Origin of the sequence: Paenibacillus sp. FSL W7-1287 (assembly GCF_038004245.1) — a bacterium.
Classification (GTDB): Bacteria; Bacillota; Bacilli; order Paenibacillales; family Paenibacillaceae; genus Pristimantibacillus; species Pristimantibacillus camelliae.
This window is the reverse complement of the sequence record NZ_JBBORD010000001.1, coordinates 3,345,718-3,372,271: the sequence shown is the minus strand read 5'-3', so window position 1 is coordinate 3,372,271 and position 26,554 is coordinate 3,345,718. Positions and strand designations below refer to the sequence as shown.

At 43.4% G+C, this 26,554-nt stretch carries 23 protein-coding genes and 1 pseudogene; 19 read left to right on the top strand and 5 right to left on the bottom strand.

Annotated elements, in window-relative coordinates; translation table 11 throughout:
* Window positions 1–36 precede the first annotated feature (36 nt).
* The 10 genes from NSQ99_RS15330 to NSQ99_RS15285 all read left to right on the top strand — a co-directional run bounded on the left by NSQ99_RS15330 (window position 37) and on the right by NSQ99_RS15285 (window position 12,667).
* Complete coding sequence (locus NSQ99_RS15330; protein ID WP_340837598.1) at window positions 37–1,044, top strand: sensor histidine kinase; 1,008 nt, start codon at window positions 37–39, stop codon at window positions 1,042–1,044.
* A 17-nt stretch (window positions 1,045–1,061) separates the two neighbouring features.
* Window positions 1,062–1,712, top strand: coding sequence for a response regulator (locus NSQ99_RS15325; RefSeq protein ID WP_251666166.1), 651 nt, complete (start codon window positions 1,062–1,064; stop codon window positions 1,710–1,712).
* Window positions 1,713–1,996: 284 nt separating this feature from the next.
* Window positions 1,997–2,854, top strand: coding sequence for a YwmB family TATA-box binding protein (locus NSQ99_RS15320; protein ID WP_340838809.1), 858 nt, complete (start codon window positions 1,997–1,999; stop codon window positions 2,852–2,854).
* Between the two features lie 138 nt (window positions 2,855–2,992).
* Window positions 2,993–4,528: a glucose-6-phosphate dehydrogenase gene (zwf, locus tag NSQ99_RS15315; RefSeq protein ID WP_340837596.1), complete on the top strand. Its 1,536-nt coding sequence runs from the start codon at window positions 2,993–2,995 to the stop codon at window positions 4,526–4,528.
* 398 nt (window positions 4,529–4,926) lie between these two features.
* Window positions 4,927–6,507, top strand: a complete 1,581-nt coding sequence (locus tag NSQ99_RS15310; protein ID WP_251666163.1) for a peptide chain release factor 3 — start codon at window positions 4,927–4,929, stop codon at window positions 6,505–6,507.
* Window positions 6,508–6,617: 110 nt separating this feature from the next.
* Entirely contained in the window at window positions 6,618–7,628 is a 1,011-nt protein-coding gene (locus NSQ99_RS15305) for a LacI family DNA-binding transcriptional regulator (protein WP_251666162.1), read from the top strand.
* A gap of 409 nt (window positions 7,629–8,037) precedes the next feature.
* Window positions 8,038–9,201 carry a Gfo/Idh/MocA family protein gene (locus tag NSQ99_RS15300; protein WP_251666161.1) on the top strand — a complete coding sequence of 388 codons (1,164 nt, stop codon included), beginning with the start codon at window positions 8,038–8,040 and terminating at the stop codon, window positions 9,199–9,201.
* Between the two features lie 120 nt (window positions 9,202–9,321).
* A complete protein-coding gene (locus NSQ99_RS15295) occupies window positions 9,322–10,047 on the top strand; it encodes a ThuA domain-containing protein (RefSeq protein ID WP_340837593.1) in 726 nt (241 codons plus the stop codon).
* 20 nt (window positions 10,048–10,067) lie between these two features.
* On the top strand, window positions 10,068–11,171 hold the full coding sequence (locus NSQ99_RS15290; protein WP_251666159.1) for a Gfo/Idh/MocA family protein: 1,104 nt from the start codon (window positions 10,068–10,070) through the stop codon (window positions 11,169–11,171).
* Window positions 11,172–11,431: 260 nt separating this feature from the next.
* On the top strand, window positions 11,432–12,667 hold the full coding sequence (locus NSQ99_RS15285) for an alpha-D-ribose 1-methylphosphonate 5-triphosphate diphosphatase (protein ID WP_340837590.1): 1,236 nt from the start codon (window positions 11,432–11,434) through the stop codon (window positions 12,665–12,667).
* A 29-nt stretch (window positions 12,668–12,696) separates the two neighbouring features.
* Here the strand turns inward: NSQ99_RS15285 and NSQ99_RS15280 are convergent, their stop codons facing one another.
* Window positions 12,697–14,139, bottom strand: a complete 1,443-nt coding sequence (locus tag NSQ99_RS15280; protein WP_251666157.1) for an NAD-dependent malic enzyme — start codon at window positions 14,137–14,139, stop codon at window positions 12,697–12,699.
* Between the two features lie 23 nt (window positions 14,140–14,162).
* Window positions 14,163–14,924 (bottom strand): fumarylacetoacetate hydrolase family protein, encoded by a 762-nt coding sequence (locus tag NSQ99_RS15275; RefSeq protein WP_340837589.1) that lies wholly within the window; start codon window positions 14,922–14,924, stop codon window positions 14,163–14,165.
* Between the two features lie 48 nt (window positions 14,925–14,972).
* On the opposite strand from NSQ99_RS15275, the pseudogene NSQ99_RS15270 reads away from it, so the two are divergent.
* Together NSQ99_RS15270 and NSQ99_RS15265 are read left to right on the top strand one after the other, a co-directional pair.
* Window positions 14,973–15,494, top strand: a pseudogene (locus NSQ99_RS15270) (aldehyde dehydrogenase family protein); the annotation flags it as partial.
* 41 nt (window positions 15,495–15,535) lie between these two features.
* Entirely contained in the window at window positions 15,536–16,696 is a 1,161-nt protein-coding gene (locus tag NSQ99_RS15265) for an NAD(P)-binding domain-containing protein (protein WP_340837587.1), read from the top strand.
* Window positions 16,697–17,000: 304 nt separating this feature from the next.
* Here NSQ99_RS15265 and sspI read toward each other — a convergent pair whose 3' ends face one another.
* Window positions 17,001–17,243 carry a small acid-soluble spore protein SspI gene (sspI, locus tag NSQ99_RS15260; protein WP_251666138.1) on the bottom strand — a complete coding sequence of 81 codons (243 nt, stop codon included), beginning with the start codon at window positions 17,241–17,243 and terminating at the stop codon, window positions 17,001–17,003.
* Between the two features lie 201 nt (window positions 17,244–17,444).
* Between sspI and NSQ99_RS15255 the strand changes: the two genes are divergently transcribed.
* From NSQ99_RS15255 to NSQ99_RS15240, 4 genes are all read left to right on the top strand, one after another.
* Window positions 17,445–18,251 (top strand): TrmH family RNA methyltransferase, encoded by an 807-nt coding sequence (locus NSQ99_RS15255; protein ID WP_340837584.1) that lies wholly within the window; start codon window positions 17,445–17,447, stop codon window positions 18,249–18,251.
* 239 nt (window positions 18,252–18,490) lie between these two features.
* The gene (locus tag NSQ99_RS15250; protein ID WP_340837582.1) at window positions 18,491–18,988 is read left to right on the top strand and encodes a hypothetical protein; all 498 of its coding nucleotides are present in this window, start codon (window positions 18,491–18,493) and stop codon (window positions 18,986–18,988) included.
* Window positions 18,989–19,007: 19 nt separating this feature from the next.
* Window positions 19,008–19,511, top strand: a complete 504-nt coding sequence (locus tag NSQ99_RS15245; RefSeq protein WP_340837580.1) for a hypothetical protein — start codon at window positions 19,008–19,010, stop codon at window positions 19,509–19,511.
* A 165-nt stretch (window positions 19,512–19,676) separates the two neighbouring features.
* A complete protein-coding gene (locus NSQ99_RS15240; protein WP_340837578.1) occupies window positions 19,677–20,648 on the top strand; it encodes an alpha/beta fold hydrolase in 972 nt (323 codons plus the stop codon).
* Window positions 20,649–20,797: 149 nt separating this feature from the next.
* Here the strand turns inward: NSQ99_RS15240 and NSQ99_RS15235 are convergent, their stop codons facing one another.
* The gene (locus NSQ99_RS15235; protein ID WP_340837577.1) at window positions 20,798–21,559 is read right to left on the bottom strand and encodes an SDR family oxidoreductase; all 762 of its coding nucleotides are present in this window, start codon (window positions 21,557–21,559) and stop codon (window positions 20,798–20,800) included.
* A gap of 331 nt (window positions 21,560–21,890) precedes the next feature.
* On the opposite strand from NSQ99_RS15235, the gene metE reads away from it, so the two are divergent.
* Window positions 21,891–24,194 (top strand): 5-methyltetrahydropteroyltriglutamate--homocysteine S-methyltransferase, encoded by a 2,304-nt coding sequence (gene metE / locus NSQ99_RS15230; RefSeq protein ID WP_340837575.1) that lies wholly within the window; start codon window positions 21,891–21,893, stop codon window positions 24,192–24,194.
* An 87-nt stretch (window positions 24,195–24,281) separates the two neighbouring features.
* Here the strand turns inward: metE and NSQ99_RS15225 are convergent, their stop codons facing one another.
* Window positions 24,282–24,926: a hypothetical protein gene (locus NSQ99_RS15225; RefSeq protein WP_340837573.1), complete on the bottom strand. Its 645-nt coding sequence runs from the start codon at window positions 24,924–24,926 to the stop codon at window positions 24,282–24,284.
* A gap of 239 nt (window positions 24,927–25,165) precedes the next feature.
* Between NSQ99_RS15225 and NSQ99_RS15220 the strand changes: the two genes are divergently transcribed.
* Together NSQ99_RS15220 and map are read left to right on the top strand one after the other, a co-directional pair.
* Window positions 25,166–25,654: a GNAT family N-acetyltransferase gene (locus NSQ99_RS15220; RefSeq protein WP_251666131.1), complete on the top strand. Its 489-nt coding sequence runs from the start codon at window positions 25,166–25,168 to the stop codon at window positions 25,652–25,654.
* 99 nt (window positions 25,655–25,753) lie between these two features.
* The gene (gene map, locus NSQ99_RS15215) at window positions 25,754–26,506 is read left to right on the top strand and encodes a type I methionyl aminopeptidase (protein ID WP_340837570.1); all 753 of its coding nucleotides are present in this window, start codon (window positions 25,754–25,756) and stop codon (window positions 26,504–26,506) included.
* Window positions 26,507–26,554: the final 48 nt, after the last annotated feature.

Sequence of the window (26,554 nt, the reverse complement as noted above, 5' to 3'; positions counted from 1 at the left end):
TATTAGCTAAAGCGATAGAACAGGAGCGCTGGCGCTGTGAAAAACAATGAATCTAATGATAATGAGCAAAAGCTATTTAGAAAAAGAAAGCTGCTTGAGACAGGGCTATGGCTGCTAATTATAGGCTGCTTTCTAATAATTATTTTACAGGCCATCGGCATATTAGAGTTTTTACGCTTGCAAGGTCGCTGGATCATCATCATGCTGACCGCCGTTGGTATTGGGCTTGCGTTTTCTGCTATTTATCAATACACAATCAATTCAAGACTTAAGGCTTCCCTCCAGAAGCTTATGCAGCAGCGAAATACATACTCACCCATTACAATCGGTGGCACGGGGAATGAGGAAGATGAAGCTAATGCTGAGCCGAACAGTGAGGAAGAGCGAGTATGGAAGGAACAGGTTCGGTTTAATGCCGTGATCGAGGAAAGACAGCGTCTCGCACGAGAGCTCCACGATGCAGTGAGTCAGCAGCTGTTTGCGATATCGATGACTGCGACTGCGGTTGGCAGAACGATCGAGCATGATTGGCAAAAGGCACAGCGTCAGGTACAGCTCATTGAAGAGATGGCCTCTGTAGCGCAATCTGAGATGAGAGCATTGCTGCTGCATCTTCGTCCTGCTCATTTGGATGGAAAAAGCTTAGGCTCTGCACTGGCTACGCTTGTTAGCGAGCTGCAGCAAAAAATACCGATGCAAATTGAGATGGATGTCGATACGACAATTGTGATGAGAGAAGAGAATGAAGACCACTTATTCCGTATTGCTCAGGAGGCATTATCTAACGCACTTAGACATGCGAAAGCAGATCATATGCTCATTAAGCTGTACCGTCTTGAGGAAGAGATTAATATGGTTATTCAGGATGATGGAATCGGATTTGAATTAAAGGGCAGGAAGCAAGGCTCGTATGGCTTGTTAACGATGGAGGAACGAGTCATTGAATTAGGCGGACAGTTTCGCATAATATCTGAAGTTGGTGAAGGTACAGCGATCTATGTGACAATACCGTATGAACCACCAATGGTAGGAAGCAATGGCTAACTGAGAGGAGAAATGGAATGGAAAGACCGATAACGGTACTATTAGTAGATGATCATGAGATGGTTCGTATAGGATTAGCAGCTGTGCTAGATACAGAGGATGGGATTGAGGTTGTAGGTGAAGCGAGCAATGGTCATGATGGTATTCGTTTTGCAGAAAGCTATAAGCCTGATGTTGTGTTAATGGACCTTGTCATGGAGCCAATCGATGGTGTTGAGACTACGCGTCAAGTTCTTGAGGTGCACCCAGAGTGTAAAGTTATCGTGCTAACAAGCTTTATTGACGATAGTAAGCTCTATCCAGTAATTGAAGCTGGGGCATTTAGTTACTTGCTGAAAACATCTCGAGCAACAGAAATCGCTAATGCGATTCGCGCTGCTGTTCGTGGGCAGTCCGTTATTGAAGCTCAGGTTGCAGCCAAAATGATGAACCGTTTGCGTCAGCCTAAAGTAGAGCCAGCATCTGTATTGCATGATCAGCTAACGGATCGGGAGATGGATGTTCTGAAGGGTGTAGCTAGAGGCTTGTCGAATCAGGAGATCGCAGATGAATTATTTATCGGGGTAAAAACCGTAAAGTTCCATATAACGAACATATTTAACAAATTAGAAGTCGAAGATCGGACACAAGCAGCAATCTATGCTCATAAGCACGGTATTGCTGAGTAGAATTTTATAGATGATAACGAGACGCCAGCTGCTTAAGAGTAGAAAGGATTAGCAGCTAGCGTCTTTTATTGTGTGGATATTTAAGCCGATGATGTCGAGAAGAGTTGACCATTGGAATGTAGCCTTAGAGCAAATGACATATTGTTAATGAGGCTGTCGAAACGAAAAAACGTGACTGAATTTGCTTCGGCTTTGTCGTACGAAAGTGACCTGTAACTAGCAGGAGGCGCCCTTTTAATCTCGTATATGTTAAGTGAAATATGTGATTAGGGGGCATTAACGTGATGTATATGATGACACCTCATAATGAACAAAGTCAGAAGAAAAGAAAGCCGAAACGCAAACAAACAAGTAAAAGAACGTCAAGCAGATTGCCATGGAAGCTCATGCTAAGTGTGCTGCTTGTTGTTGTTCTTATGCTCACCGCTTGGATTCAGGAACGATCGATATCAGGTAGTCAAGCAGACGATGCAGCGATTCAAGATTTTGAATTGCTACTGGATTGGAGCAACGAGCTAATAGATGGAGGAACGATGACTGGACAATGGTCATTTAGATGGGATGCTACCTTATTAAATGGTTCGATGGAAGGGCTTGCAAAAGAGCTGTTTATAACGCCAAAGGGAGAGCTGCTGCATCGCAATATACGAGAAAACGGCAATGCTATGGATGGGCAGTGGCAGCTTCCAGATAGTGTTATTAAGCTAGTTCGTACTGATCAAGATAAGATAGCTGAAAAAGTAACGGTTATGCTACAATTGGATGCCAGTGAGCTCGAGAAGGCTGCCGAGCTAAAGAAGTCAGTGCGTGACCTGCATCGTCTTCTGCAAGAGAAGGATCAAAATGTACAAATGAATATGAAGGTTTTCGGGCAAGCTAAGCATAATCAAGTGTTAAGTGATCTAAAAAGTCTTGCTGTTGCGCAAACGTTAGAGGAATATGGAGATCATGGGACAACGAGTGTTACCTATTTCTCTAATAGAATCAAGCAATTTCGCTGGCTAAGCAACGGGAAGATGGTTAATATTCAAGCCTCTCTACATAAAAGCTCTATTGATGGAGATTACACCCTCACGATTGGCGTACCGTTAATCAGTGGAGAATTCGGTGAAATCGTTGAAGAGCAGCCTCCTATTAATTAGCTGTACTGAATAAGACGATTAGTATTTTTTATGGAAACTTCATGGCGAATTCAGGATGAATATGCTAAACTACATTACATGTAAATATGTATAAAAAATTTTAAAGAAAGAATGAGATAAATGACCTACACAACTTCAATGGAATCCGTAGCACCAGAAGGCGCAATTTATTATTTGTTTGGTGCAACTGGTGATTTAGCACGTCGTAAATTGTTCCCAGCATTGTTCAGTTTATATAAAGAAGGCAAGCTATCTGAAAATTTTGCGGTCGTGGGACTTGCTCGACGCGCTCGTACGAATGAGCAATTTCGTTCTGACCTCTATGATTCAATTCAAGAGTTCTGCCGCTATAAGGCTGACGATTTGACGATGTGGAATCGATTTGCTGAGCATTTTGTTTATATGTCCTTGGATATTAACGATGTTGAAGGCTTTAAGGAGCTGAATAAACTGTCTGACGAGCTGGACCAGCAGTTTAATATTCCAGGAAATCGTCTGTTCTATCTAGCACTTGCTCCATCCTTATTTGGACCAGTATCGTTTAATATGCGCGATGGTGGCATGCTAGAATCTAAGGGGTGGCACCGCCTTGTCATTGAAAAGCCATTCGGCTATGATCTTCCATCCGCTCAAGAGCTGAATGAGCAGCTAAATCAAGTCTTTAAAGAAGAAGAGATTTTCCGCATTGACCATTATCTTGGAAAAGAGATGGTACAAAATATTCAAGTATTGCGCTTCTCGAACTCCTTCTTCGAGCCGCTTTGGAACAACAAGCATATTGCCAATGTTCAAATTACACTTTCTGAAACTGTAGGTGTTGAAGAGCGTGGTGGCTATTATGATAAATCTGGTGCTCTTCGTGATATGGGGCAAAACCATATGCTGCAAATGCTGGCGATGATCGCAATGGAACCACCAAGCCGACTAATTGGTGAAGATATTCGTGATGAGAAGGTTAAGGTGCTTCGTTCACTACGTAACTACGAATCGAGCGAGGAAGTACGTGAAAACGTCATTCGTGGTCAATATGAAGCAGGGAAGTTCGGTGATAAGCAGCTTCCGGGCTATCGTGAAGAAGAGTCCGTGGATGCTGCATCTACTACGGAAACATACTTTGCTGCTAAAGTATTTGTTGATAATTTCCGTTGGGCTGGCGTTCCGTTCTATATTCGTACGGGCAAGCGTCTCCCTGTAAAAACGACGGAGGTTGTTATTGAATTCAAGCCAGTTGCGGATAATATTCTATTCGGCACTCGTCATGATCTTGCTCCAAATCTACTCGTTATTCGTGTTAACCCGATGGAGGGTATTTACATTAAATTAAATGCCAAAAAGCCTGGCTCCGACACAGAAATTCAAGCGGTCAATATGGAGTTTTGTCAAAGCTGCCTAATCGGCATTAATACGCCAGAAGCTTATGAGCGCTTAATTCACGATGCTGCACGTGGGGACTCTACATACTTTACTCGTTGGGATGAAGTCGCACAGGCATGGTCATTCGTAGACAGAATTGCGAAGGCATGGCGTGAAGAAAGCTCCGATCTAGCCTTCTATCCTGCTGGCTCATGGGGACCTGAATCTGCAGAAGCATTGCTCAAAGCAGATGGCTTCCAGTGGTGGCCGGTGAATGGGCAGGAGGAGGATAACGTCATCTGGATCACCAACAGCCGTTAAGAGGACGTTCAAAACATTGGAAAAGGACGATCAAAACGTCCGACTTTGATGACGATGAATGGCGTTGTAGCGTATTCGACGGCGAATATTGAAAGCTAGCGATAAGCTATTGCTTCCGATGCATGTTTTCTTCGAAAACATTGTAGGTGCTCACTTCTAAGAATGTACGCTGCGCTCCTGGATTTCTAGTATTAACCCCAGCGGAGCTCAATGTCTCCATCAGCGACCCTCATTCCATAAGAATGTTCGAGCGAGGGAGATATTTGAGCGGAGCGCTGAAAGCCGAGCTTTTTAGACCTCGATTGGAAGGGAAGTCTAAAAAGCACGACTTTGATGACGATGTTAAAGCACTAATCATAAAATAATTAAGAACTTTCTGTAATGAAGGGAAGGCAAGTATGAGTCTAAGCGAAGAAATTAAAAAAGAGGTCGAGAAACGACGCACATTTGCTATCATCGCCCATCCCGATGCAGGTAAGACGACATTAACAGAGAAGCTCCTCCTATTCGGAGGAGCTATCCGTCTTGCAGGCTCCGTTAAAGCCCGTAAGGCAAATCGTCATGCCACATCAGACTGGATGGAAATTGAAAAGCAACGTGGGATTTCGGTTACTTCCTCCGTTATGCAGTTTGATTATAAGGGTCATCGTGTCAACATCTTGGATACACCTGGTCACCAAGACTTTTCTGAGGATACGTATCGTACATTGACAGCAGCAGATAGTGCAGTCATGCTTATCGACGTAGCTAAAGGGGTCGAGGCGCAAACAATTAAGCTTTTCCAAGTTTGTCGTCAACGCGGAATCCCTATCTTTACATTTATTAATAAGCTGGATCGTGAAGGGAAAAGTCCATTCGATCTAATGGAAGAGCTTGAGCAGGTACTAGGCATACGCTCCGTTCCAATGAACTGGCCGATTGGTTCAGGTCGTGAGCTTTGCGGTGTATATGATCGTATGAAAAACCAAGTGGAGCTGTTCCAGGGGAAAGATCATGAAACGATCGAGGTTAAAAAGGTCGAAGACTATAATGACTCGATCATTCGTGACATGGCTGGAGATTATTTAACTGATCAGTTAATTTCTGATCTTGAGCTGCTTGACGTTGCAGGCGATCCATTCGATTATGAAAAAGTACGTAATGGTGAGCTAACACCGATCTTCTTCGGAAGTGCGGTTAACAATTTTGGTGTGCAAACCTTTCTAGAAAACTTCTTAGAGCTCGCACCACAGCCTGGAGCTAAAGTGAGTGAGGAAGGTCCTGTTGATCCTACAAGCGATAAGTTTAGTGGTTACGTATTTAAGATTCAAGCTAATATGAATCCCGCGCATCGTGATCGTATTGCGTTTTTACGTATTTGCTCTGGTCGTTTCGAACGTGGAATGGCGGTTAAGCATGTGCGCAATGGAAAGACAATTAAGCTTTCTCAGCCTCAACAGTTTCTAGCTCAGGATCGTGATATTGTTGACTTAGCTTATCCTGGTGATATTATCGGTTTGTTTGACCCAGGTATTTTCCGAATTGGCGACTCCTTAAGTCAAGGCACTGATATTGTGTACAATGAGCTGCCAACGTTCTCTCCTGAGATATTTGCAAAGGTTACAGTGAAAAATGCACTGAAGCAAAAGCAATATCAAAAGGGCTTGGATCAGCTAACAGAAGAAGGTACTATTCAAGTTTTCTATTCTGTAGGTAGCTTTAGTGATACGTATGTAGGGGTAGTTGGTCAGCTGCAATTTGAGGTGTTCCAATACCGAATGCAAGCGGAATATGGAGTTGAAGTCATGCTTCAACGTATGAGCTATCAGTTTGCTCGTTGGATCGTCGATGAGAAGATTGATCCGAGCAAGTTCCGTATTAATTCTACGCTTGTACAAGATAAGAAGGATAATTACGTTGCGCTATTCGAAAACGAGTATGCTATGCGAACAGCAATGGAAAAAAATCCAAACACTAAATTTCTTGAGGTCGCTCCATAGGAGCGATCTTTTTTATTGATTTTGAATTGACAAGTAAACGATTACATGAAATAATGTACGCGTGTACACTATCATATTTTCGCAAATTTATTCGAAAAGGAGGTTTATGAATGAGCAGAAAAGACGTTGCTAAGCTAGCAGGGGTGTCGGAGGCAACCGTATCGCGTGTGATGAACAATGTCGGGCCTATAAAAAAGGAAACGCGTGAAAAGGTGCTGCAAGCCGCATCACAGCTCGGTTATGAATTAAATGCGTTAGCTCAGCAGCTGGCTCGTCAAAAAAGCGGAAATTTAGGTGTTGTTCTTCCACATGTACCTAAAGTTCATTTATTCTCAACCTATTACTTTTCAGAAATATTAAGCGGGATTGCAGAGGTCGCACGACATGCAAATGTTAATTTGCTAATGGTGTTTCAGGACCCTGCGCAGCACAGAGATTATACTAAACTATTTCGCTCTAAAAAGATAGATTCCTGCATCATTCTTGGTTCGACTGACAATGAGGAGGAGCGCGCAGCATTACAGGAGTTAACTGACAATGACTTCCCGTTCGTTATCATTAATCAACGATTTCCGGGGCAATCCTATCGATTTGTTGATGGAGATCATGAATACGGTAGTTATTTGGCGGTTACTCATTTAATTGATCAAGGAAGCAGAAAGGTAGCATTACTGAACGGACCTAAGCAATATTCTAATAGTATAGATCGTTATAAAGGTTATATTAAGGCACTTCAGGAACATAATATACAGCTGAATGATCAGTGGCTACTCGAAGGGAATTACGGTCGTAAAAGTGGGATTACCGCTGCTGATGTTCTTGCTGAGAGAATTAAGGACGGCACGATAGACAGCATATTTGCAGCAAATGATCGAATGGCGATCGGCGCGATGGAGGGCTTAGCGTCACACCAGCTTGAAGCTGGCAAGCATTATACCATTATCGGCTATGATAACTCCGATGGTGCGAATATTGTAACCCCTAAGCTGTCCAGTGTCGCGGTTCCTTTCTACGAGATGGGCGTTAAAGCCGCAACTATGCTGCTTGATGAGGAGCATATGGGGGAGACGCAGGTGATTGTTCCTGTGTCGCTCGTAGTACGACAAAGCTCAAACTTGTAAGGGGAAGTTCAAAAGCTCGAATTTGATGACGATGTTAGACATTGTAGTGGATTCGGCATCGAATATGTCTCGCTACCGAAAGCTACAGTGCTCACGTACCAAAAACGTACGCTGCGCTCCTCGCTTTCTAGTATCGTGCCATCTTCTTGGTCCTGAAATCCAAGCTTTTGAACACATATTGAAAGAGGAAGTTCAAAAAGTACAGTCTTGATGACGATGTAACTCGGTGCAGCTTAGTCGACGTCGAATATGAAGCCCTACCGAAAGCTCTGTTGCTCACGTACCAAAAACGTACGCTGCGCTACTCGCTTTCTAGTATTGCTTCATCTTCTCGGTCCTGAAGCCTGAACTTTTTGAACACATATTGTAAGGGGAAGTTCAATTCCTATAAAAGAAAGGTGGAATTATAATGACTCAAGTTCGAATTGGTATGGTCGGTTATAAATTTATGGGTAAGGCACATAGCAATGCATATCGTGTACTGCCAATGTTTTTCCCTAATAGTGCAGTTCCACAAATGAAGGCTATCTGTGGCCGTAATAAGGAAGCACTTGAGGTTGCTCGCAAGCAGTTTGGCTGGGAAGAAGCTGTAACTGATTGGCGTGAGCTACTGCAGCGTGATGACATCGATCTTATTGATATTAATGCACCAAGTGACGCACATAAAGAAATTGCTATCGCTGCAGCAAAAGCAGGCAAGCATATTTTCTGTGAGAAGCCACTTGCTCTTACTCTTGCAGATTCAAGAGAAATGCTAGAAGCTGCGGAAGCAGCCGGTGTTAAGCATATGGTTGGCTTTAACTATCGATTTGCACCGGCCGTTCAGCTAGCGAAAAAGCTAATCGAAGAAGGTCGCATCGGTAAAATCCATCATTTCCGTGGACAGTTTCTACAGGATTGGATCATGGACCCACAATTCCCGCTTGTATGGCGCTTGCAAAAGGAAATTGCAGGCTCAGGCTCGCTGGGTGATCTTGGTGCGCACACGATCGACTTGGCACGTTATCTAGTTGGAGAGTTCTCCGAGGTAATCGGTATGAGTGAAACGTTCATTAAGCAGCGTCCACTTGCCGCTGAGATGACTGGACTTAGCGCAAAAAGCGGCGGAGCCTCTACTGAGATGGGCGAGGTAACGGTCGATGATGCTACGTTGCTTATGGCTCGATTTGAAAATGGTGCGTTAGGCAGCATTGAAGCGACACGCTTTGCTGGTGGACACCGCTGCACAAACGGCTTTGAGATCAACGGCAGCAAGGGCAGCGTACGCTTTGATTTTGAGCGTATGAATGAGCTGGAAGTATACTTTACGGATGATGCAGAGGATGTTCAAGGCTTCCGTCGCGTGCTTGCTACAGATGCCGCTCATGCGTATATGGACGCTTGGTGGCCAGCAGGTCATACGATTGGCTATGAGCATACTTTTACACATGAGATGGTTGAGCTTATGGATGCCATTAGCAACGATCGTCAGCCGGTTCCGAACTTTGTAGACGGTGTAAAATGCCAAGAGGTACTTGAAGCGGTAGAGCGTTCGATCGAGGAGCGTCGCTGGGTATCAATTAGCGAGATGTAACGACGGAATGGAAACGAACGATATTCAATCGTACGCTACTGGTATAGTGTACGAACATAAAAGCGATATGTGTCTAAACATAACGCTCTAACTATTGCAAGCAACAGAGGGGGATAAATAATGCGCAAGGCATTAATCGTATGGGGTGGCTGGGATGGTCATCAACCTGAGCAGGTAGCAAATATTTTTAGAGGACAGCTAGAAGCAGAGGGCTTTGAGGTAGATGTACAGGATACGCTAGAGGCGTTTCGCGATGTCGAGTATCTGAAAGGACTTGATCTCATCATCCCTGCATGGACGATGGGGGAGATTGATCAAGAGCTTGTAAACAATGTTTCCGCAGCTGTACAGAGCGGTGTTGGCTTAGCAGGCTGTCATGGCGGCATGTGCGATTCTTTCCGTAAAAACGTAGACTGGCAGTTTATGACCGGTGGACAATGGGTTGCTCACCCAGGTAATGATGGGGTGCGCTATACTGTTGAAATGTGCAACACCTCCAGTCCGCTAGTGGATGGCATACCTAATTTTGAGGTTTCATCTGAGCAATATTATTTGCATGTTGATCCAGCAGTTGAAGTGCTGGCTACAACACGATTCCCAACGGTTGATGGCCCGCATGTACTGAACAAAGCGGTCGATATGCCAGTGGCTTGGACGAAGCGTTGGGGAGTTGGACGCGTGTATTATAATTCCCTAGGACATCAGGCGAACATCATGGAAATACCTGAAGTGATGGAAATGATGCATAGAGGCTTCTTATGGTGTGCCGACGGAAAAGCGATTGCTCTACAATCGGGAGAGCAAGGCGGTACGTATACTGGTATGCAGGACAATCAAGTCAATTAGGCGGATAGGGTGACGATGCGATGAATAAAATAAAAGTTGGTATTATTGGTGCAGGCAACATTAGCGGTATTTATCTTGAGAATGGTCGTAAGTTTGACAGCATGGAGGTTGTAGCGATTGCTGATCTAGACCTTGACCGTGCTCGGGAAAGAGCTGAAAATTTTAGCATCAAGGGCTATTCTGTTGAAGAACTGCTTGCTGACCCAGAAATTCAGATGGTGATCAATCTAACGATTCCGCAAGCACATGCCTCGGTTTCCCTACAGGCATTGGAAGCAGGAAAGCATGTCTATGTAGAAAAACCTTTCACAGTTACTCGTGAGGAGGCGCAACAGGTTCTTGCACTAGCCGAGAAGAAAGGTCTTATCGTCGGAAGCGCACCAGATACATTCTTAGGCGGAGGCATTCAGACCGCTGTTAAGGTTATTGAGGATGGCTGGATCGGCACGCCGATTAGTGCATCAGCATTTATGCTGTCTGGTGGCCACGAGCGTTGGCATCCTAATCCTGAGTTCTATTATCAAGTTGGTGGCGGACCGATGTTTGATATGGGACCGTACTACTTAACAGCGATGGTTGCAATGCTAGGACCGATTCGTCGCGTCACAGGTGCAGCTAACATCTCTTACCCAGAGCGCACCATTACAAGTCAGCCGAAGTTTGGGCAAAAAATTAAAGTTGAGGTGCCAACGCATGTCGCTGGAATTATTGACTTTGCGGGCGGTGCGCTTGGAACGATCATAACTTCGTTCGATACGCCAGCTCATTCCACACTGCCTCGTATTGAGGTGCACGGCAGCCACGGCACGCTCGTTGTACCTGATCCTAACAACTTTGGCGGTGAGGTTCGCATTCATCGAGCGGGCACAAGTGAATGGCATAACGTGCCGCTGCTGTATGGCAATACGGAAAATAGCCGTGGTCTTGGAGCAGCAGACATGGCCGCTGCTATTATCGAAGGACGCCAGCATCGTGCAAGCGGTCAGCTAGGCTATCATGTGCTTGAGGCGATGCACGGTATTCATGATGCGGCTAGTGAAGGCAAGCATTATATGATGCAGAGCTCCTGTGAAAAGCCGCAGCTGCTACCACTTGGTATGCGCAACTTTCAGCTGCTTGATTAATACATGCAAAACTTTTATAGCATATAAATTAAGTAGTGAGTCATCGCTATTATAGTTGTTCAAAATCAGAAGCAAGCAATGCCAGCGTTGTCGTAAACGCTGGCATTTTTATTCCCTCAGTGATCTCAAACATCTACATTAAGTAGTACAAGGAGTAAGTATATCTATAATTCAAGCGGCACGGACCGAGCTCTAGCATTTTACAATTACTTCAGAACAATTTACAATTAATTTAACTCTACATAGGAAGGATGAATCAGGTGAATGGGTTAGAGAATAACGGTATTAATAATACGTTAACGATCATTGCCTCTGGTGTAGTTGTGCTAGAAAACGAATGTGTTTCTGCTACAGTTGTCATTGTAAATGATCGCATCCATCGTATAGTCGATGCTTCCATTTCTATGGATGATATCGTAGCTGAGTGCGAACAAAGCATGAGCTTCAGCTCGAAAACAATCATCGATGCGTCAAGTAAATACATATTTCCAGGCCTAATAGATATTCATTGTGATGCAATTGAGAAAGAGGTTCAGCCGCGTCCTAACACGTTGTTTCCTCTAGAAATGTCACTTCTTGAGTTTGAGCGGAAGCTTCCAGTGCATGGCATTACGACGATGTATCACTCATTGTCGCTTGGTGTTGGCTTAAGCCTGCGCGGCTACCATCTCGTTAACGAATTGATCGAGCTTATTCATAAGTATAATGCAGAGCGAAGTCTAGTACGTAACTACATCCATTTACGCTATGAGGTGTCCTATCAGGATGGACTGCCTTATATTGAGCGCTATATACAGGATAAGCTTATTCATTATCTATCGTATATGGATCACTCACCTGGCCAAGGTCAATATCGTCAGGAGGGCTCCTTCGAGCGGTATGTGATGAAAAATCAAGGGGTGACGTTAGCAGAAGTAAAAGGCATCGTCGATGCACTGATGGAGCAGCGCCAAGCGATTGATTGGGATCGGCTAACGCAGCTATCGCTATTAGCGAAGGAAAGCAGCATCGCTGTTGCTTCACATGATGATGACAGCTATGAAAAAATCGATCGCGCTAAAAGCAGTGGAGTTACCGTAAGTGAATTCCCGATCACCTTGGAGGCAGCACAGTATGCAGTTCAGCAAGGGCTTCAGGTATGTGTAGGCGCACCCAATATTGTTCGTGGTGCTTCGCATGATCATAATCTACGGGCAGTGGATGCGATTAAAGAAGCTGGCGCTCAGATTATATGCTCGGATTATCACCCATCCTCTATGCTGCAGGCGGTGTTCAAGCTAGAGCGTGAGGCGAATATTCCGCTGCACGAGGCCGTAAAGCTTGCAACCCTACATCCCGCTGATGCAATGGGAATTGCTGAAGAAGTCGGTTCGATCGCAAAAGGAAAGAAGGCCGACATCATTATTGTCGACCAATTTCATGAGCTGCCATTTGTGGAGATGACCATCGTGAACGGCAACATCGTTTATACGTCACAGCCTTATTTCAAGGCTTAATCTGCAACAAGCGACATATGGCTCTTTCTCTAAGATTGATTATAGAGATACATGGAGTAATCAAGTCGATTGAATTCAGGCGGGATACGCTTAGCGATCCCTGTCTGGATTGCCGCTTCAATGACGGCTGTTCTTACTTGCTGTACTACTTTTTCATTAAAAATACTTGGAATAATATAGTGCTCATTCAATTCTTCCTCTGTCACAATCGAGGCTATCGCTTGAGCAGCTGCAAGCTTCATCTCATCATTGATCTTTGCAGCTCTGCAATCTAGTGCTCCACGGAAAATACCAGGAAAGCATAGGACATTGTTAATTTGGTTTGGAAAATCACTTCGGCCAGTAGCAAGAACTCGGACATAGGATTCAGCCAGTTCAGGGTCAATTTCAGGCTCAGGGTTTGCCATGGCGAATACAATGGAATCCTCAGCCATTTGCTGTATATCCTCTACGGTAATGACTCCAGGAGCTGACACACCAATAAACACGTCTGCGCCTTTAATTACATCAGATATGGACCCCTCTACTTTATCTGGGTTCGTAACCGAAGCAATTCGTTCAAGTGTAGGATGATCATAGCTGTTTCCAGCAACAAGAGCACCGCAGCGATCTACCGCTATTAACTGCTTTACACCAGCAGCTAGCAGCATATCGATACATGCCGTTCCTGCGGCGCCAACTCCGCACACTACCACCTTAATCGTATCCAAGCTTTTACCTACTAGGCGAAGAGAATTAATGAGTCCCGCCAAGATAACAACAGCTGTTCCATGCTGATCGTCATGAAATACGGGGATTTCAAGCTCTTCCTGAAGTCTACGTTCAATCTCAAAGCACCGCGGAGAGGCAATATCCTCTAAATTAATACCGCCAAAGCTAGGGGAGATTGCTTTAATGATGCTTACGATTTCGTCCGTATCCTGAGTTTGCAGGCAAATCGGGAATGCATCTACATCAGCGAACTGCTTAAAAAGCATCGCCTTTCCTTCCATTACGGGCATAGCTGCCTCAGGACCGATATTGCCAAGTCCAAGCACCGCTGTTCCATCTGTTACAACAGCAACCATGTTGCGTTTAGAGGTAAGTGTAAATGCTTTGGATGGATCCTCATATATTGCCATACAAACTCTAGCCACGCCTGGTGTATACACCCTTGAAAGATCTTCGCGGTTTTTAATCGGTATCTTAGGTGTAACTTGAAGTTTTCCGCCAAGATGAGCAAGAAATGTACTGTCGGATTCATGAATGATTTTCACCCCAGCAAGTGAGCGAATATGGCTTGTAACTTTTGAATGAGCTTCAACGTTTAATTTAACGGTAAGGTCTCTGACGGTAATATGCTTGCTGGAGCGAATAACGTCAACTGCAACAATATCTCCGCCGGCATCATTGATCGCCGTTGCTACTTCGCCAAAGCTAGCTTGATGTTTATCCATTTCGATTCTAAAGATAATCGTAGTATTAATTGACATCCTGAAACCTCCTTAACCATTTACTAACGCTGTTGCACTGTGTTACTAAGAGTACCTAGTCCGTCTACAATACATTCAATAGTATCCCCAGCTCTCATAAAATCAGCCCCTGCAGGTGTGCCGGTCAAGACGACATCACCAGGCATCAAGGTCATAAAGCCACTAATATAGCTAATCATTTCATGGATTGGAGTAATGATCTGCTCCATCGTACTGTTTTGTAGCTCCTTTCCATTCAAGCGCGCTATAATTCTAGCGTTATTATAATCAAACTCTGTATCGATATAAGGACCTAATGGACAGAACGTATCGAACGCTTTTCCGACGGTCCAATGTCCTTCCTCGTGAAAAAATTGAAACGCTCCAACATCATTGGCAATCGTGCTGCCCAGTATATAATTTGAGGCCTCATCAGGTGTAATCGCTTGAGCGGTTTTACCGATGACGATTGCAACCTCCGCTTCAAACTTTGCTTCTGTTACGCTGCTCGGGAATAAGATCGGATCATCAGGACCAATCACTGTCGTTATAGGCTTAAAGAAGAAAATAGGCAGCTCGGGCATTGGTGGCTTAATCGATCCTTCTGCTACAAAGTTTTTGCCTATTCCAATAATATGTCTTGGAATAATAGGTGAAAGAAGCTTAACCTCATGGAGAGCATATTTCTCCTGCAAAATCTCAATTTGCTCGAATGGGCTGCCGCTATATGTATGAATGAAATCTCCCTCGATAACGCCGTTATACACTTCAGCTTTGCCTTCAAATGAAAATCTAGCTAGCTTCATGATAAGAACCTCCCTTTTTTGAATTGTTCATCATAATAAACAATGTATCTTAAAATTGGAGATGGGCTTGAACAGGAAGTGTTTCTCGGGCCTGTTATCCGGCAGGAGCATAAGGAAAGAACGATAAAGTATATAGAGTCTGGCATTCAGGACGGAGCACATCTACTGCTTGACGGCAGAAAGGTGGAGGCAGCTAATGGGCCAGGGTATTTTCTAGGAGCAACGATATTTGATCAGGTGAAGCCAAGCATGAAAATTTGGCAGGACGAAATTTTTGCTCCAGTGTTAAGTGTCGTACGGGTCAATAGTCTTCAGGAAGCGATTGAGCTTACGAATAGCTCGGAGTTTGCCAATGGCGCTTGTCTATATACAGATAGTGCTAAAGCAATTAGACAATTTCGTGAGGAGATTGATGCGGGTATGCTCGGCATAAATGTTGGTGTTCCCGCCCCAATGGCGTTCTTCCCATTCTCTGGCTATAAGAAGTCCTTTTATGGTGACTTGCATGCAAACGGTAAGGATGGTGTAGAATTTTATACACGCAAAAAAATGGTTACAGCTAGGTATTAACGAATAGTTAAATGAAGCTAAAAGCATAAAGGGGTGTAAAGATGAAGATCGGATTTATTGGACTAGGTAATATGGGTATGCCGATGGCACTTCAATTAGTTCGTGCGGGGCATGAGGTTTATGGCAAAAACAGAAGTCTAGGCAAGGAGGAAGCCTTTGTAGCTAATGGCGGAAAGGCAGCGAGCTCCTATACGCAGCTGGCGCAGGAGATGGATGTTGTGATTACATGCTTGCCAATGCCAGCTGATGTAGAGCAGGTTTATCTTGGAGCTGGTGGATTGCTGGAAGCAGCTAGAGCTGGATTAACGTTTGTAGATTGCAGCACGGTTTCGCCTGAGCTTAGCAAAGTATTATTCGACGCATCTCTGAAGGCTGAAGTGCAATTCCTCGATGCACCAGTAAGCGGAGGAACGACAGGTGCAGCAAGTGGAACGTTAACAATTATGGTTGGGGGAGTAGAGGAAACCTACAATCAAGTGCTTCCAATTCTGCAGGCGATGGGCAAGCAGATCCATTATGTTGGTGAAGCGGGCAGCGGCTCAGCTGTAAAATTAATCAATCAGCTGATGGTCGGTATTCACACACAAGCGACAAGCGAGGCACTTTCACTAGCGGAGCAATTTGGGCTTGATCAAGAGCAGGTATTCCAGATTCTTAATCTTAGCTTTGCACAAAGCAAAATTATGGAACGACATTATTCACAATTTATAGCTGAGCAAAACTATGAGCCAGGCTTTGCGATTCGACTCCTATCGAAGGATCTGAATCTCGCAATCGAAGCCGCCAATGCCAAAGGGGTACATACGGTTATGGGCTCTCGCGTAAAGGCTTTATTGCAAAGAGCGATCTCAGAGGGGCATGGAGATCACGACATGGCAGGCATGTACGTTTATCAGCAGGAGCGTGATCAGCGTAGACGTGAGCATGGCGAGCTGAAGCATTTTGCAGTATTTCTGCCAATGCTTGATCCAGAGAAAAGTGTAACGTATCGAGAAGAGCATCTTGCGTTTCTGTCTGAACGACGTCAGGCCGGCATGCTGCTCGCTAACGGTAGATTTGTCGATGGAGCAGGTGGACTCGTTATCTATCGAGCAGGCTCTCAGGAGGAAGTGGAGCAATGGGTGAAGCAAGACCCGTATATTATTCATCAAGCAAGAAGCTACGAAATTCATGAATGGGATATCGTATTGGCAGATGAGTAATAAATGATTGAAAGATTTATGATTGATTGTATGATCGGATAGATTTCGCTTAGATATATGGACTAATCCCTGGTCAAAGTTATACGGCCAAGAGGATTAGTCCTTTTTAGCATTGCACAAGGAAAATGGCTATAGTAGAGTAATTTAAGACAATTTTTACTAGTAAGGGTATAACGAATAGCTGCTTCACAGAAAAAGGTCGACATTATAATGTCGGCCTTTTTCTTATCACTTGTAATTGCGCATAAGCGACATTCGTACGGGATATTCACCAATACGTTACAGACTATCGCTACGTACAGTCTTAGTATGAAGGTGAAGCGTTAGAGGTGTTATGATCGGATTGCAGATGCTGATACAGGGTTTCCACCATTGCCGTTTGTTGAGTCTCGTTAGAATCCTTCCAAATGATTTCAAATAGAACGCCGAGTCCTGGAAGTGCACGCTCGTCCGCACCACAGGAATCTGCAATGGTCTCATGAAGATCATTTTTAGTGTTGTCTTGAATGCGATTAATGATCGCTTGTCTTAGATCAAAGTTTTGCATACCAAGTTCTCCTTTATGTAGTAAATATGTTAACAGCTTTACTGTGCCCAGATAAATAAGGTATCATTCAACATAGCAGAGGTTGTTCAGATAACAGCAGAGTATGTTGAACATATTTGCATTTGCAGTAAAGTTAAAAGTTCCTGCGAAAGTGTTATAGACAATCAATAGCAGTTAATAAAGGAAGGTTCAGTGGATACAATGACAAAAGAGCATATGCTGCTATCCTCCGTACAAAATGAGCGTGTAAAGCTGTGGGCTTCATTACTGGAGAAAAAGCATCGTGATCGTCAAGGGTTATTTATTATAGAAGGTATACATTTACTTAAGGAAGCGATCGCTTCTGGAGCTGAGATTGAAGCGATTGTGTATGATGCGGACAAAGGGCTGCCGAAGGAGATCTCAGAGGTTCAAGATAAGGTAGCGAGTTTCACTGAATGGTACAAGGCTACACGTAATGTGATGGCGAAGTGCACAGGTACGGATTCCGCACCACCTATCTTTGCTGTGCTTGGCAAGCTTAAAGCTGATGAGGAGAAGCTGTATAATCCGAACGGCTTAGTTGTCGTACTAGATGGTGTGCGTGATCCTGGTAACGTAGGTACAATTATACGAAGCGCCGATGCAGTCGGCGCTGACGCCATTATATTAGGCAAGGGCTGTGTCGATCTGTACAATCCGAAGACCGTACGTTCCACTATGGGGTCATTGTTCCACTTGCCAATTATCGAGGGCGAGCTAAAAGCCTACATAGATCAAGCGAAGCAACGGGGCATACAAATGGTAGGGACAAGTCTGCAGGCCACTCACAATTGCTATGAGTATAGCTGGAAGCAGGGCAGCTGGCTCGTGATGGGCAGTGAAGGTGACGGCTTATCTGCTGAGGTTGAAGCACTTGTCAATCAGACGGTTATTATCCCGATGAAGGGACAGAGCGAATCGCTTAATGTCGCGATGGCAACGACGGTGCTGCTGTACGAGGCAATGAGGCAGCGGGAGTTTAGTTAGCTCAATACATGAAGAAAGTATTATCTCATTAATTTATTTTACTAAAGACTGGAACTTGGCGGCATTTGTCCATCAAACTCCAGTCTTTTTTATATAATTTCGAATTCACTTATTTTATGAGATACAAATGATGCAAACTAAGGTAAAAACTTACAAAAAAGTTATGGATAGAAAAGTGTGTAACATTAGCAGAAGTTAATTCGTCTGGATGGTAGAAATATAAGACAGGTGGAGAGAATGTGAGTATAAAAAAACTGATCCTACTTTGCTTATCTTTAGTCTTTACATCGAATATAATTGTTGGCTGCCAAACAGTGAAGGGTACGGGTACCATTCATAACGATAGTGAGATTAATTCTGAGCGTGTTAATACAGCGGTAAAAAACAAGGCAGATGCTATTCATCAACCGGAAGAATATAGCGAAAAAATGATAGTTGAACGTATGATCCTTTCAACAGGTCAAGTTACATTGGTTATAGAGGATGAAGAAGCAATCGAAGAGATTGAACCCTTAATATCAAGCGCTGCAAGAGAGAACGGTATAGTCAATATGGCTAGTCCAGAGCATACTTTCGAGATTGTATATTCAAGTGAAGATATCCAAAGATACTTTTTGTGGATCGGTGAAAAGGGCCAGAAAAGCACCTTAATGAGATCAGATGATATAAGTACCATATATACTGTTTCAGAGGAACTGACGGACAGATTGATTGAGTTAATGGAAAATGCTGAATAAGGCAAATGAGGTGATTTCCTTGAAGCGAAGGACACTAGCATTGACGATTGTGCTAACGATAGCTGCAGCATTAACGTTATGGTACATAGTAGGTTCATCGACACCTTCAGAAAGCGAACGAAAGGCTTCTACACTAGAATACTACAAGGAGAATTGGGGAATGGAATTCTCAGAGCCTGATCGCATCGAAACGATATGGAGCTCAAGAGGTTGGTTCGGCGATGGTGAGTCAATTACTGTTATGGAATATGTGAACAGCAACCTAGATTTGCTCAAGCAAGATATGAATTTAATCACAGATGTTAATCTTGAGATAGTAAATCATATGATTCGAAAGTTTACTGAAAATACGCTTTCCATGCAAAGTAATTCAACGGAGTTAGAACATGTGTTTGAACAGCATAATGTTGAAGTCGATATTCACGATTATTACCATAAGCAAGATCGCAATCGAACCAATTATATTATTGCGGTGTATAAGCAGAACGATCAAAAGTTATATATATTAGAATGGTATCAGTGATAAAAAGGAGTTGCAGAGATTACTTTAGAGGCTGTAGTTAAGAACAATATTCTAAACTGCAGCCTTTTTTGTTTGATTACAATATAAATGGATATTTTTGTAATATACTGAAAGAAGAACATCCTTAACTATGGAATGCTATATTAAAGCTGAAGGAGTTAAATAATGAGGGCCAAAAGGAAAGTTGGTTTTTTGAAAGTAACCGGGTATGTTGTATTGTCATTGGCAGCACTAGTTTTGATTTGGATTGCTTATCATCATGCGATGATCGCGTATGAGCAATCGAAATATCCAGCCATTGGACAGTATGTTGATGTCAAGGGTCAACAAATGCATGTTTATACAAAAGGCGAAGGAGAGAAAACAATTGTATTATTAAGCGGCTTGGGGACAGCTGCTCCTGCTTTAGATTTTGAGCCTCTAGTGGATGAGCTAGCTAAGACGACTAAGGTTGTTGTAGTAGAAACGTTCGGCTATGGGTGGAGTGATCGGACTTCGCATGATCGAACAGTAGAAAATATCGTTGAGGAAATAAGATCAGCTTTACAGCAAGCTAATATTACGGGCCCATACATTTTAATGCCGCATTCTATCTCAGGAATTTATAGTATGTATTATACAAACACGTACCCAGATGAAGTCGAAGCAGTAATTGGAATTGATGCTCTGTTGCCGCAAGCGACACAGTATTTTCATGTTCCCCCGATGAAGCTGCCTAAACTTTTTAGCGTGGTTGGTCCTACAGGATTAGCACGATTAGCAGTAGCTTTAAACCCAAGAGAATATTTACCTATAGCAGAGGATGGATTATATACTGATGAAAATCTAAAGATGACGAAAGTGTTATCAGGATGGAATAGCTATAATAAAAGCGTTCTGAATGAAATTAATGAAACAGAGAATAATGTGTCAACGACTGAAGCAATGTCGTTTCCTAACAATATGCCAGTACTGTTCTTCACTCCAAAAGAAGAACGAGTGATCGACGGCGGAAAAAACAATGTGTCATTTTATGAGACACAATTAACTCAATCTCCTTTAAGCAGCATTATTGTATTGGAAGGAGATCATTATTTGCATTGGACACACTATAAAGAAATCGCAAGAGATGTTAATCAACTGATTGATGCGATGTAGGAGTTGTTACTATAAGCTAATGAGGTCATTCTTACAGTGTTAGTAACTAAAAAAGCCTGCGATCATAAGAAGATAGTTGTTTACAAGTTTGTTGCTATTAATTGTGCAGGTGGAGTAAATGATTCGAGTATTTACTCCACCAAGATAAGTCAATAAGCAGTCCAACCACCGTCAGCTACGATCACTTGTCCGTTTATAAAGCTTGATTCGTCCGAGCCTAGGAAAATGGCTAGCTTTGCGATTTCTTCTGGTTGACCAGCACGAGGATTAATAGCAAGGCCTAGCGCTTGCCTGCCAGCACCGAATTCACTAATATTGGTCATCGTAGTAGCAATATTCGTAATGACCGCACCAGGTGCAATTCCATTACACCGAATATTTTGCTGCGCGTACATAAAGCCAGTATTTTTCGTTAACCCAACGACAGCATGCTTGGAAGCCGTGTATGCAGCTCCTGCACGAGCGCCCATCAAGCCACCTGCCGAAATGTTGTTGACGATCACGCCATGTCCTTGCTCTAGAAAAATATTGACCGCCTTGCGCATCGTTTTCATTACAGCTGTAGTATTCACTGCAAACAGCTTGTCCCAGCGCTCATCGGATAGCTCACCTACTGGCTCCATGCCATCCATAATTCCTGCATTATTCATAAGTATGTCCAGTTTGCCGTATTGTGTCATCGTAGCTGTAAACAGTGCATTAATATCAGAATGATCGGCAACATTCGTTTTAATAGACATCGCTTGACCGCCACTTGCTTTAATTTCTTCGACAACGGCTTTAGCACCTTCCTCGTTAAGGTCTGATACAACAACCTTCGCACCTTCGGCTGCATAGCCTATTGCAATGGCTTTTCCCATTCCCGATGCAGCTCCTGTAACAATTGCGACTTTATCTTTAAGTCTTTGCATAGTATGTCCCCCCGTTAATAGTCTGTTGTAATAGTTGGTTTGCATTACATCTCGATAATGTAAGCACATTTCCATAATGTATCCAATACGACAGTAAATATGTTAATAATGAATCTGCAAGCGGGCATGGATGTTTATGTAAAATAAGCCAGGGCACGGGGCAAATCATCTCTAGCTGTGAGTAAGGGATAGTCTATTCGTTTATGATGCATTTTCGCAATGGGTATAGCTTTAAGCTATAACTAAGTATAGGTAAAGAAGATTAGTTAGAAGTGGAAAGTCATGTTAAGCTGTTAGCAATAATTGTTAATCAGCTAAAGGAGAGATAAACATGGCGTTGAGCAGTAATTTAGGCTACCCTCGAATCGGTAGGCAGAGGCAATGGAAGAAGCATATTGAACAATATTGGGCAGGACGTCTTGACGAAGAAGCGTTGCACGAGGAGCTAAGGCTTATACGACTGGAGCATTTGCGTAAGCAACAGGAAGCGGGCATTGAACTGATTCCTGTAAATGACTTCAGCTATTATGATCAAGTACTGGATACAGCTGTAATGCTAGGAGTCATTCCGACTAGATTCGACTATGCAGGTGGCAAAGTCTCCACTAAGCTCTATTATGAAATTGCTCGTGGCTCGAAGGATCAGCCAGCAAGTGAAATGACCAAATGGTTTAATACGAATTATCATTATATCGTTCCTGAGCTTAATGATGTAAAGCCGCAGCTTACATACAATGCTCCACTGGAAGCGTTCCGTGAAGCAAGGCATGAGCTGGGGGTTGAAGGGAAGCCAGTCATTATTGGACTGTACAGCTTTCTGAAGCTGGCCAAGGGTTATCGTGCAGACGAGACAAGTCAATGGATTGAGAAGCTGCTGCCACTGTATGTAACGATTTTGAAGGAGCTTGAGACGGAAGGAGCAACCTGGGTTCAGTTCGATGAGCCAGCACTCGTAACGATGATTACAGATGAAGCTTTGGAGCAGCTTCGTTATATATATGAGACATTAGCGAAGCAAGCCCCATCCCTTCGAATCATCCTGCAAACGTACTTTGATAGTATTGAACGTTATGAAGACATTATTCAATTACCAATCACGGCCATTGGGTTAGATGGTGTACATGGCTGGGAGCAGAATTTGTCACAGCTGCAAGCTTACGGCCTGCCAAAGAACAAATGGCTCGCAATTGGTCTAATTGATGGCAGGAATATATGGCGAACGAACCTAAGTGAGGCAGGTGTGAAGCTAGATCAGCTGCTGCATCTAGTTGAGAGCGAGCGACTAATCATTCAGCCATCGTGCAGCTTGCTGCATGTGCCCGTAACGGCTGCGGATGAAGCTAAGCTTCCTGCAGAGATCAAGCAGGTTCTTGCATTTGCTGATGAAAAGCTAGATGAGGTAGTTCAGCTAACCAATCGCTGCGAAGTTTTATCAGAGCAGTGGGAGCGAAACTGTATTGAGACAGTAGAAGCTTATGCTGCCTTCAATCACCTCGAGCAACGAAAGCAGCAACAGACGATTACAGAACGTCTGAATGAACTGCTTGAGCAAGGCATAGCAAGAACAGCAAGCTTCAATGAGCGGTATCCGCTGCAGCTAGAGAAGCATCAGCTGCCTTTGCTTCCAACGACAACGATCGGCAGCTTTCCACAGTCAGCACAGGTTCGTGCTGCGCGAAGCCGCTGGAGAAAAGGCGATTGGACGACAGAGGAATATGATACATTTATTGCCGAGGAAATAAATCGCTGGATTGAACATCAGGAGCAGCTTGGTTTAGATGTGCTTGTACATGGTGAGTTTGAACGAACAGATATGGTAGAGTTTTTTGGTGAGAAGCTAGGCGGATTTTGCTTTACAACGAACGGGTGGGTGCAGTCCTACGGCTCTCGCTGTGTAAAGCCTCCTATCATATATGGAGATGTTACGTACCGTGGTCCGATGACCGTTAAAGAAACAGTCTACGCCCAAGCTAGGACGACAAAGCCTGTGAAAGGTATGCTAACGGGGCCTATTACAATTATGAACTGGTCGTTCACAAGGCAGGATATACCAAAAGAAGCAATCGCATTTCAGCTAGCCTATGCGCTCCGTCAAGAGGTTGAGGCTCTTGAGAAGGCCGGAATTTCTATTATTCAAGTGGATGAACCCGCAGTACGTGAAGGTCTGCCGCTTAAAGCTGATGCACAAGCACGCTATCTAGAAGCTTCTATTGCTGCCTTTAAGCTAACAACAAGCGTGGTGAAGCCAGATACGCAAATTCATACGCATATGTGCTATTGTGATTTCCATGATATGATCGCTGCGATAAGGGAAATGGATGCTGATGTTATATCCATCGAAACCTCTCGAAGTCATGGAGAGCTTATTCATAGCTTCGAGGAGCAAACCTATGATCTTGGAATTGGTTTAGGCGTATATGATATTCATAGTCCACGTGTTCCAGCTGCAGAAGAAATGGTCGAATTAATTGAACGAGCACTGCAGGTACTGGATTCTAGACTATTCTGGATCAATCCAGACTGCGGCTTAAAAACAAGAGGAGAAGAAGAGACGATCGCTGCACTACAGCAAATGATTCAAGCGACGTCAATTGTAAGAGAAAAGCTACTCAGCGGCGTAGTACATCCTTCATAATCATATCTATACAGTTAGTTAGCAATGAAAAAAGCTTGCGTACAGCTCATCCACGTCAATACGTTGATAGCTGTCGCAAGCTTCTTTCTATGAGCTTGGTTTATTATTCGTTATAAAATCAATAATTTCGTTTAACTGAGTAGGATTACTGGAAGCTACCGCATGCGTTGCACCCCAATAATCATAAGCGGTATCTCCGGGCTCTGGATAACCGTATAGATCGAGATCATGTAATATTCTGTGCATGTATCTCAGTGCATTTGGCTCATACTGTGAGACGGCAATCTCATGCAAAGCCAGCAGATTATTCATGTCATTCACAATATCTTCCTCTTCTGCAAATGCCTCGGAGATGGAAGCGTAATTGTCAGCATTAAGCAGCTCCGATTCCAAAATATCACTCCAGCCCTCATCACTACCTTGTGCGTATTTTTGCATTTTATTGCCTAGCAAATGCAAATCTGCCTGGTTGTGCAGCTCGCGGATAAGCTGGATTGCCTTATATTGAGGAGTATCGGGCTCAGATGCATAGGATTGTGCTGGAAACTTGACTGGTGTGTTTGTTACATTGCTGTCCTTCTGATCTAGTCCATATAACGATGCATAGTAAGACTGCTTATATTGCTCATCCTCAATTACTTTTTGTACGATTAAAACTGTCGCAACAATGATCGCAATAAATGCTACAATAAAAAATATGCCGATCATAAATCCAATTTGTTTACGTTTCACGTTTGATTGCTCCCGTTGAATAATTGTATTTCGCTTGGTGCCCTGGTGCTAAACGAATATTATAACTTAATTTATATAGCAGCACCTTGAAAATTATCCCATTATTAACGAATACTACTCCAATTATGCGGCAAGATGATAGGAATGGTCAACCTCTTCCTTACATTACGATAATACAATTCCCTTTGTATAATGCACTCTATACCCGGTAAACCCTAGGCATGAAAAGGAGTTAGAAGATGATTGAATTTAAACCATTAGAAGAAAAACATTTGGAGGATGTTCGAAGCATTTATAATGATTATGTTGCTCATACGACTGTTTCGTTTGATCTGGATGCGGCATCGCTCGACAAGATGCGTGAGCTTACATTGCACGATGATCCGCGCTTTTGTTCGTTTGTCATTATGTATGAAGGCTACATTATTGGTTACATGATGCTTAGTCCCTTTATAAAAAAGCATAGCTGTTCGCGTACAGCAGAGATCACGATATATCTGAATTCACAGCATAAGGCTCGAGGAATTGGCTCTCAGGCGCTTCGCTTTCTAGAGGAGCAAGCAGTCGAATTTGGCTTTCATACGTTAATTGCTGTGATCTGTACGGAGAATGAGTCCAGTATGCATATGTTTCAGAAGCAAGGCTATACACTTAAAGGAATCTTAGAGCAGGTCGCCTATAAATTTGATCGTTATTTGGATGTGGCATACGTTTCAAAATTGTTATAAAATAATTACTTTAGAACTTGAACATATCGTATATGCTGGCTGAAGTATAGATGTGGTATAGTAAATGCATAGAGATTAATGAGAAAAGTGGGATATAGAATGATTGTCATTAAAACAATGGATGAAATAATGAAGATGAAAAAGGCTGGAGAAATTTTAGCAGCTTGTCATAAGGAAATCGCTAAAATGATTAAGCCTGGCATTACTACTATGGAAATTGATACCTTTGCTGAGAAGTTTATTCGAGATCACGGCGCAACACCTGAACAAAAAGGCTACCATGGTTATCCGTTTGCGACATGTGCCTCAGTCAACGATGTCATTTGTCACGGATTTCCGAGCAAGGAGATGGTGCTTAAAGACGGAGATATCGTTACGATTGATATGGTCGTTAATCTTAACGGCTGGCTAGCAGACTCTGCATGGAGCTATGGTGTTGGAGAGCTGGAACCAAAAACACAAAAGCTGCTTGATGTAACAAAGGATTCACTATACAAAGGGATTGAGCAGGCAATAATAGGTAATCGAATCGGAGATATTTCAAATGCGATTCAAAAATATGCAGAAGCAGAAGGCTTCTCAGTCGTGCGAGATTTTATCGGACATGGCATTGGCTCTAAAATGCATGAGGAGCCTCAAGTCCCTCATTATGGTCCTGCGGGTCGAGGTACGCGCCTGAAGGAAGGGATGGTTATTACGATTGAGCCAATGCTTAATGTTGGTAAATATCATGCAAAAATTGATGAGGACGGCTGGACTGCAAGAACGGTTGATGGCAGCTTATCTGCACAATATGAGCATACACTGGCCATTACTGCAGACGGACCTTTGTTAATCACAGATCAATCATAATTAAAAATGCCTAGGTTATGGGTAGCTTCCATAACCGGGCTTTTTTTA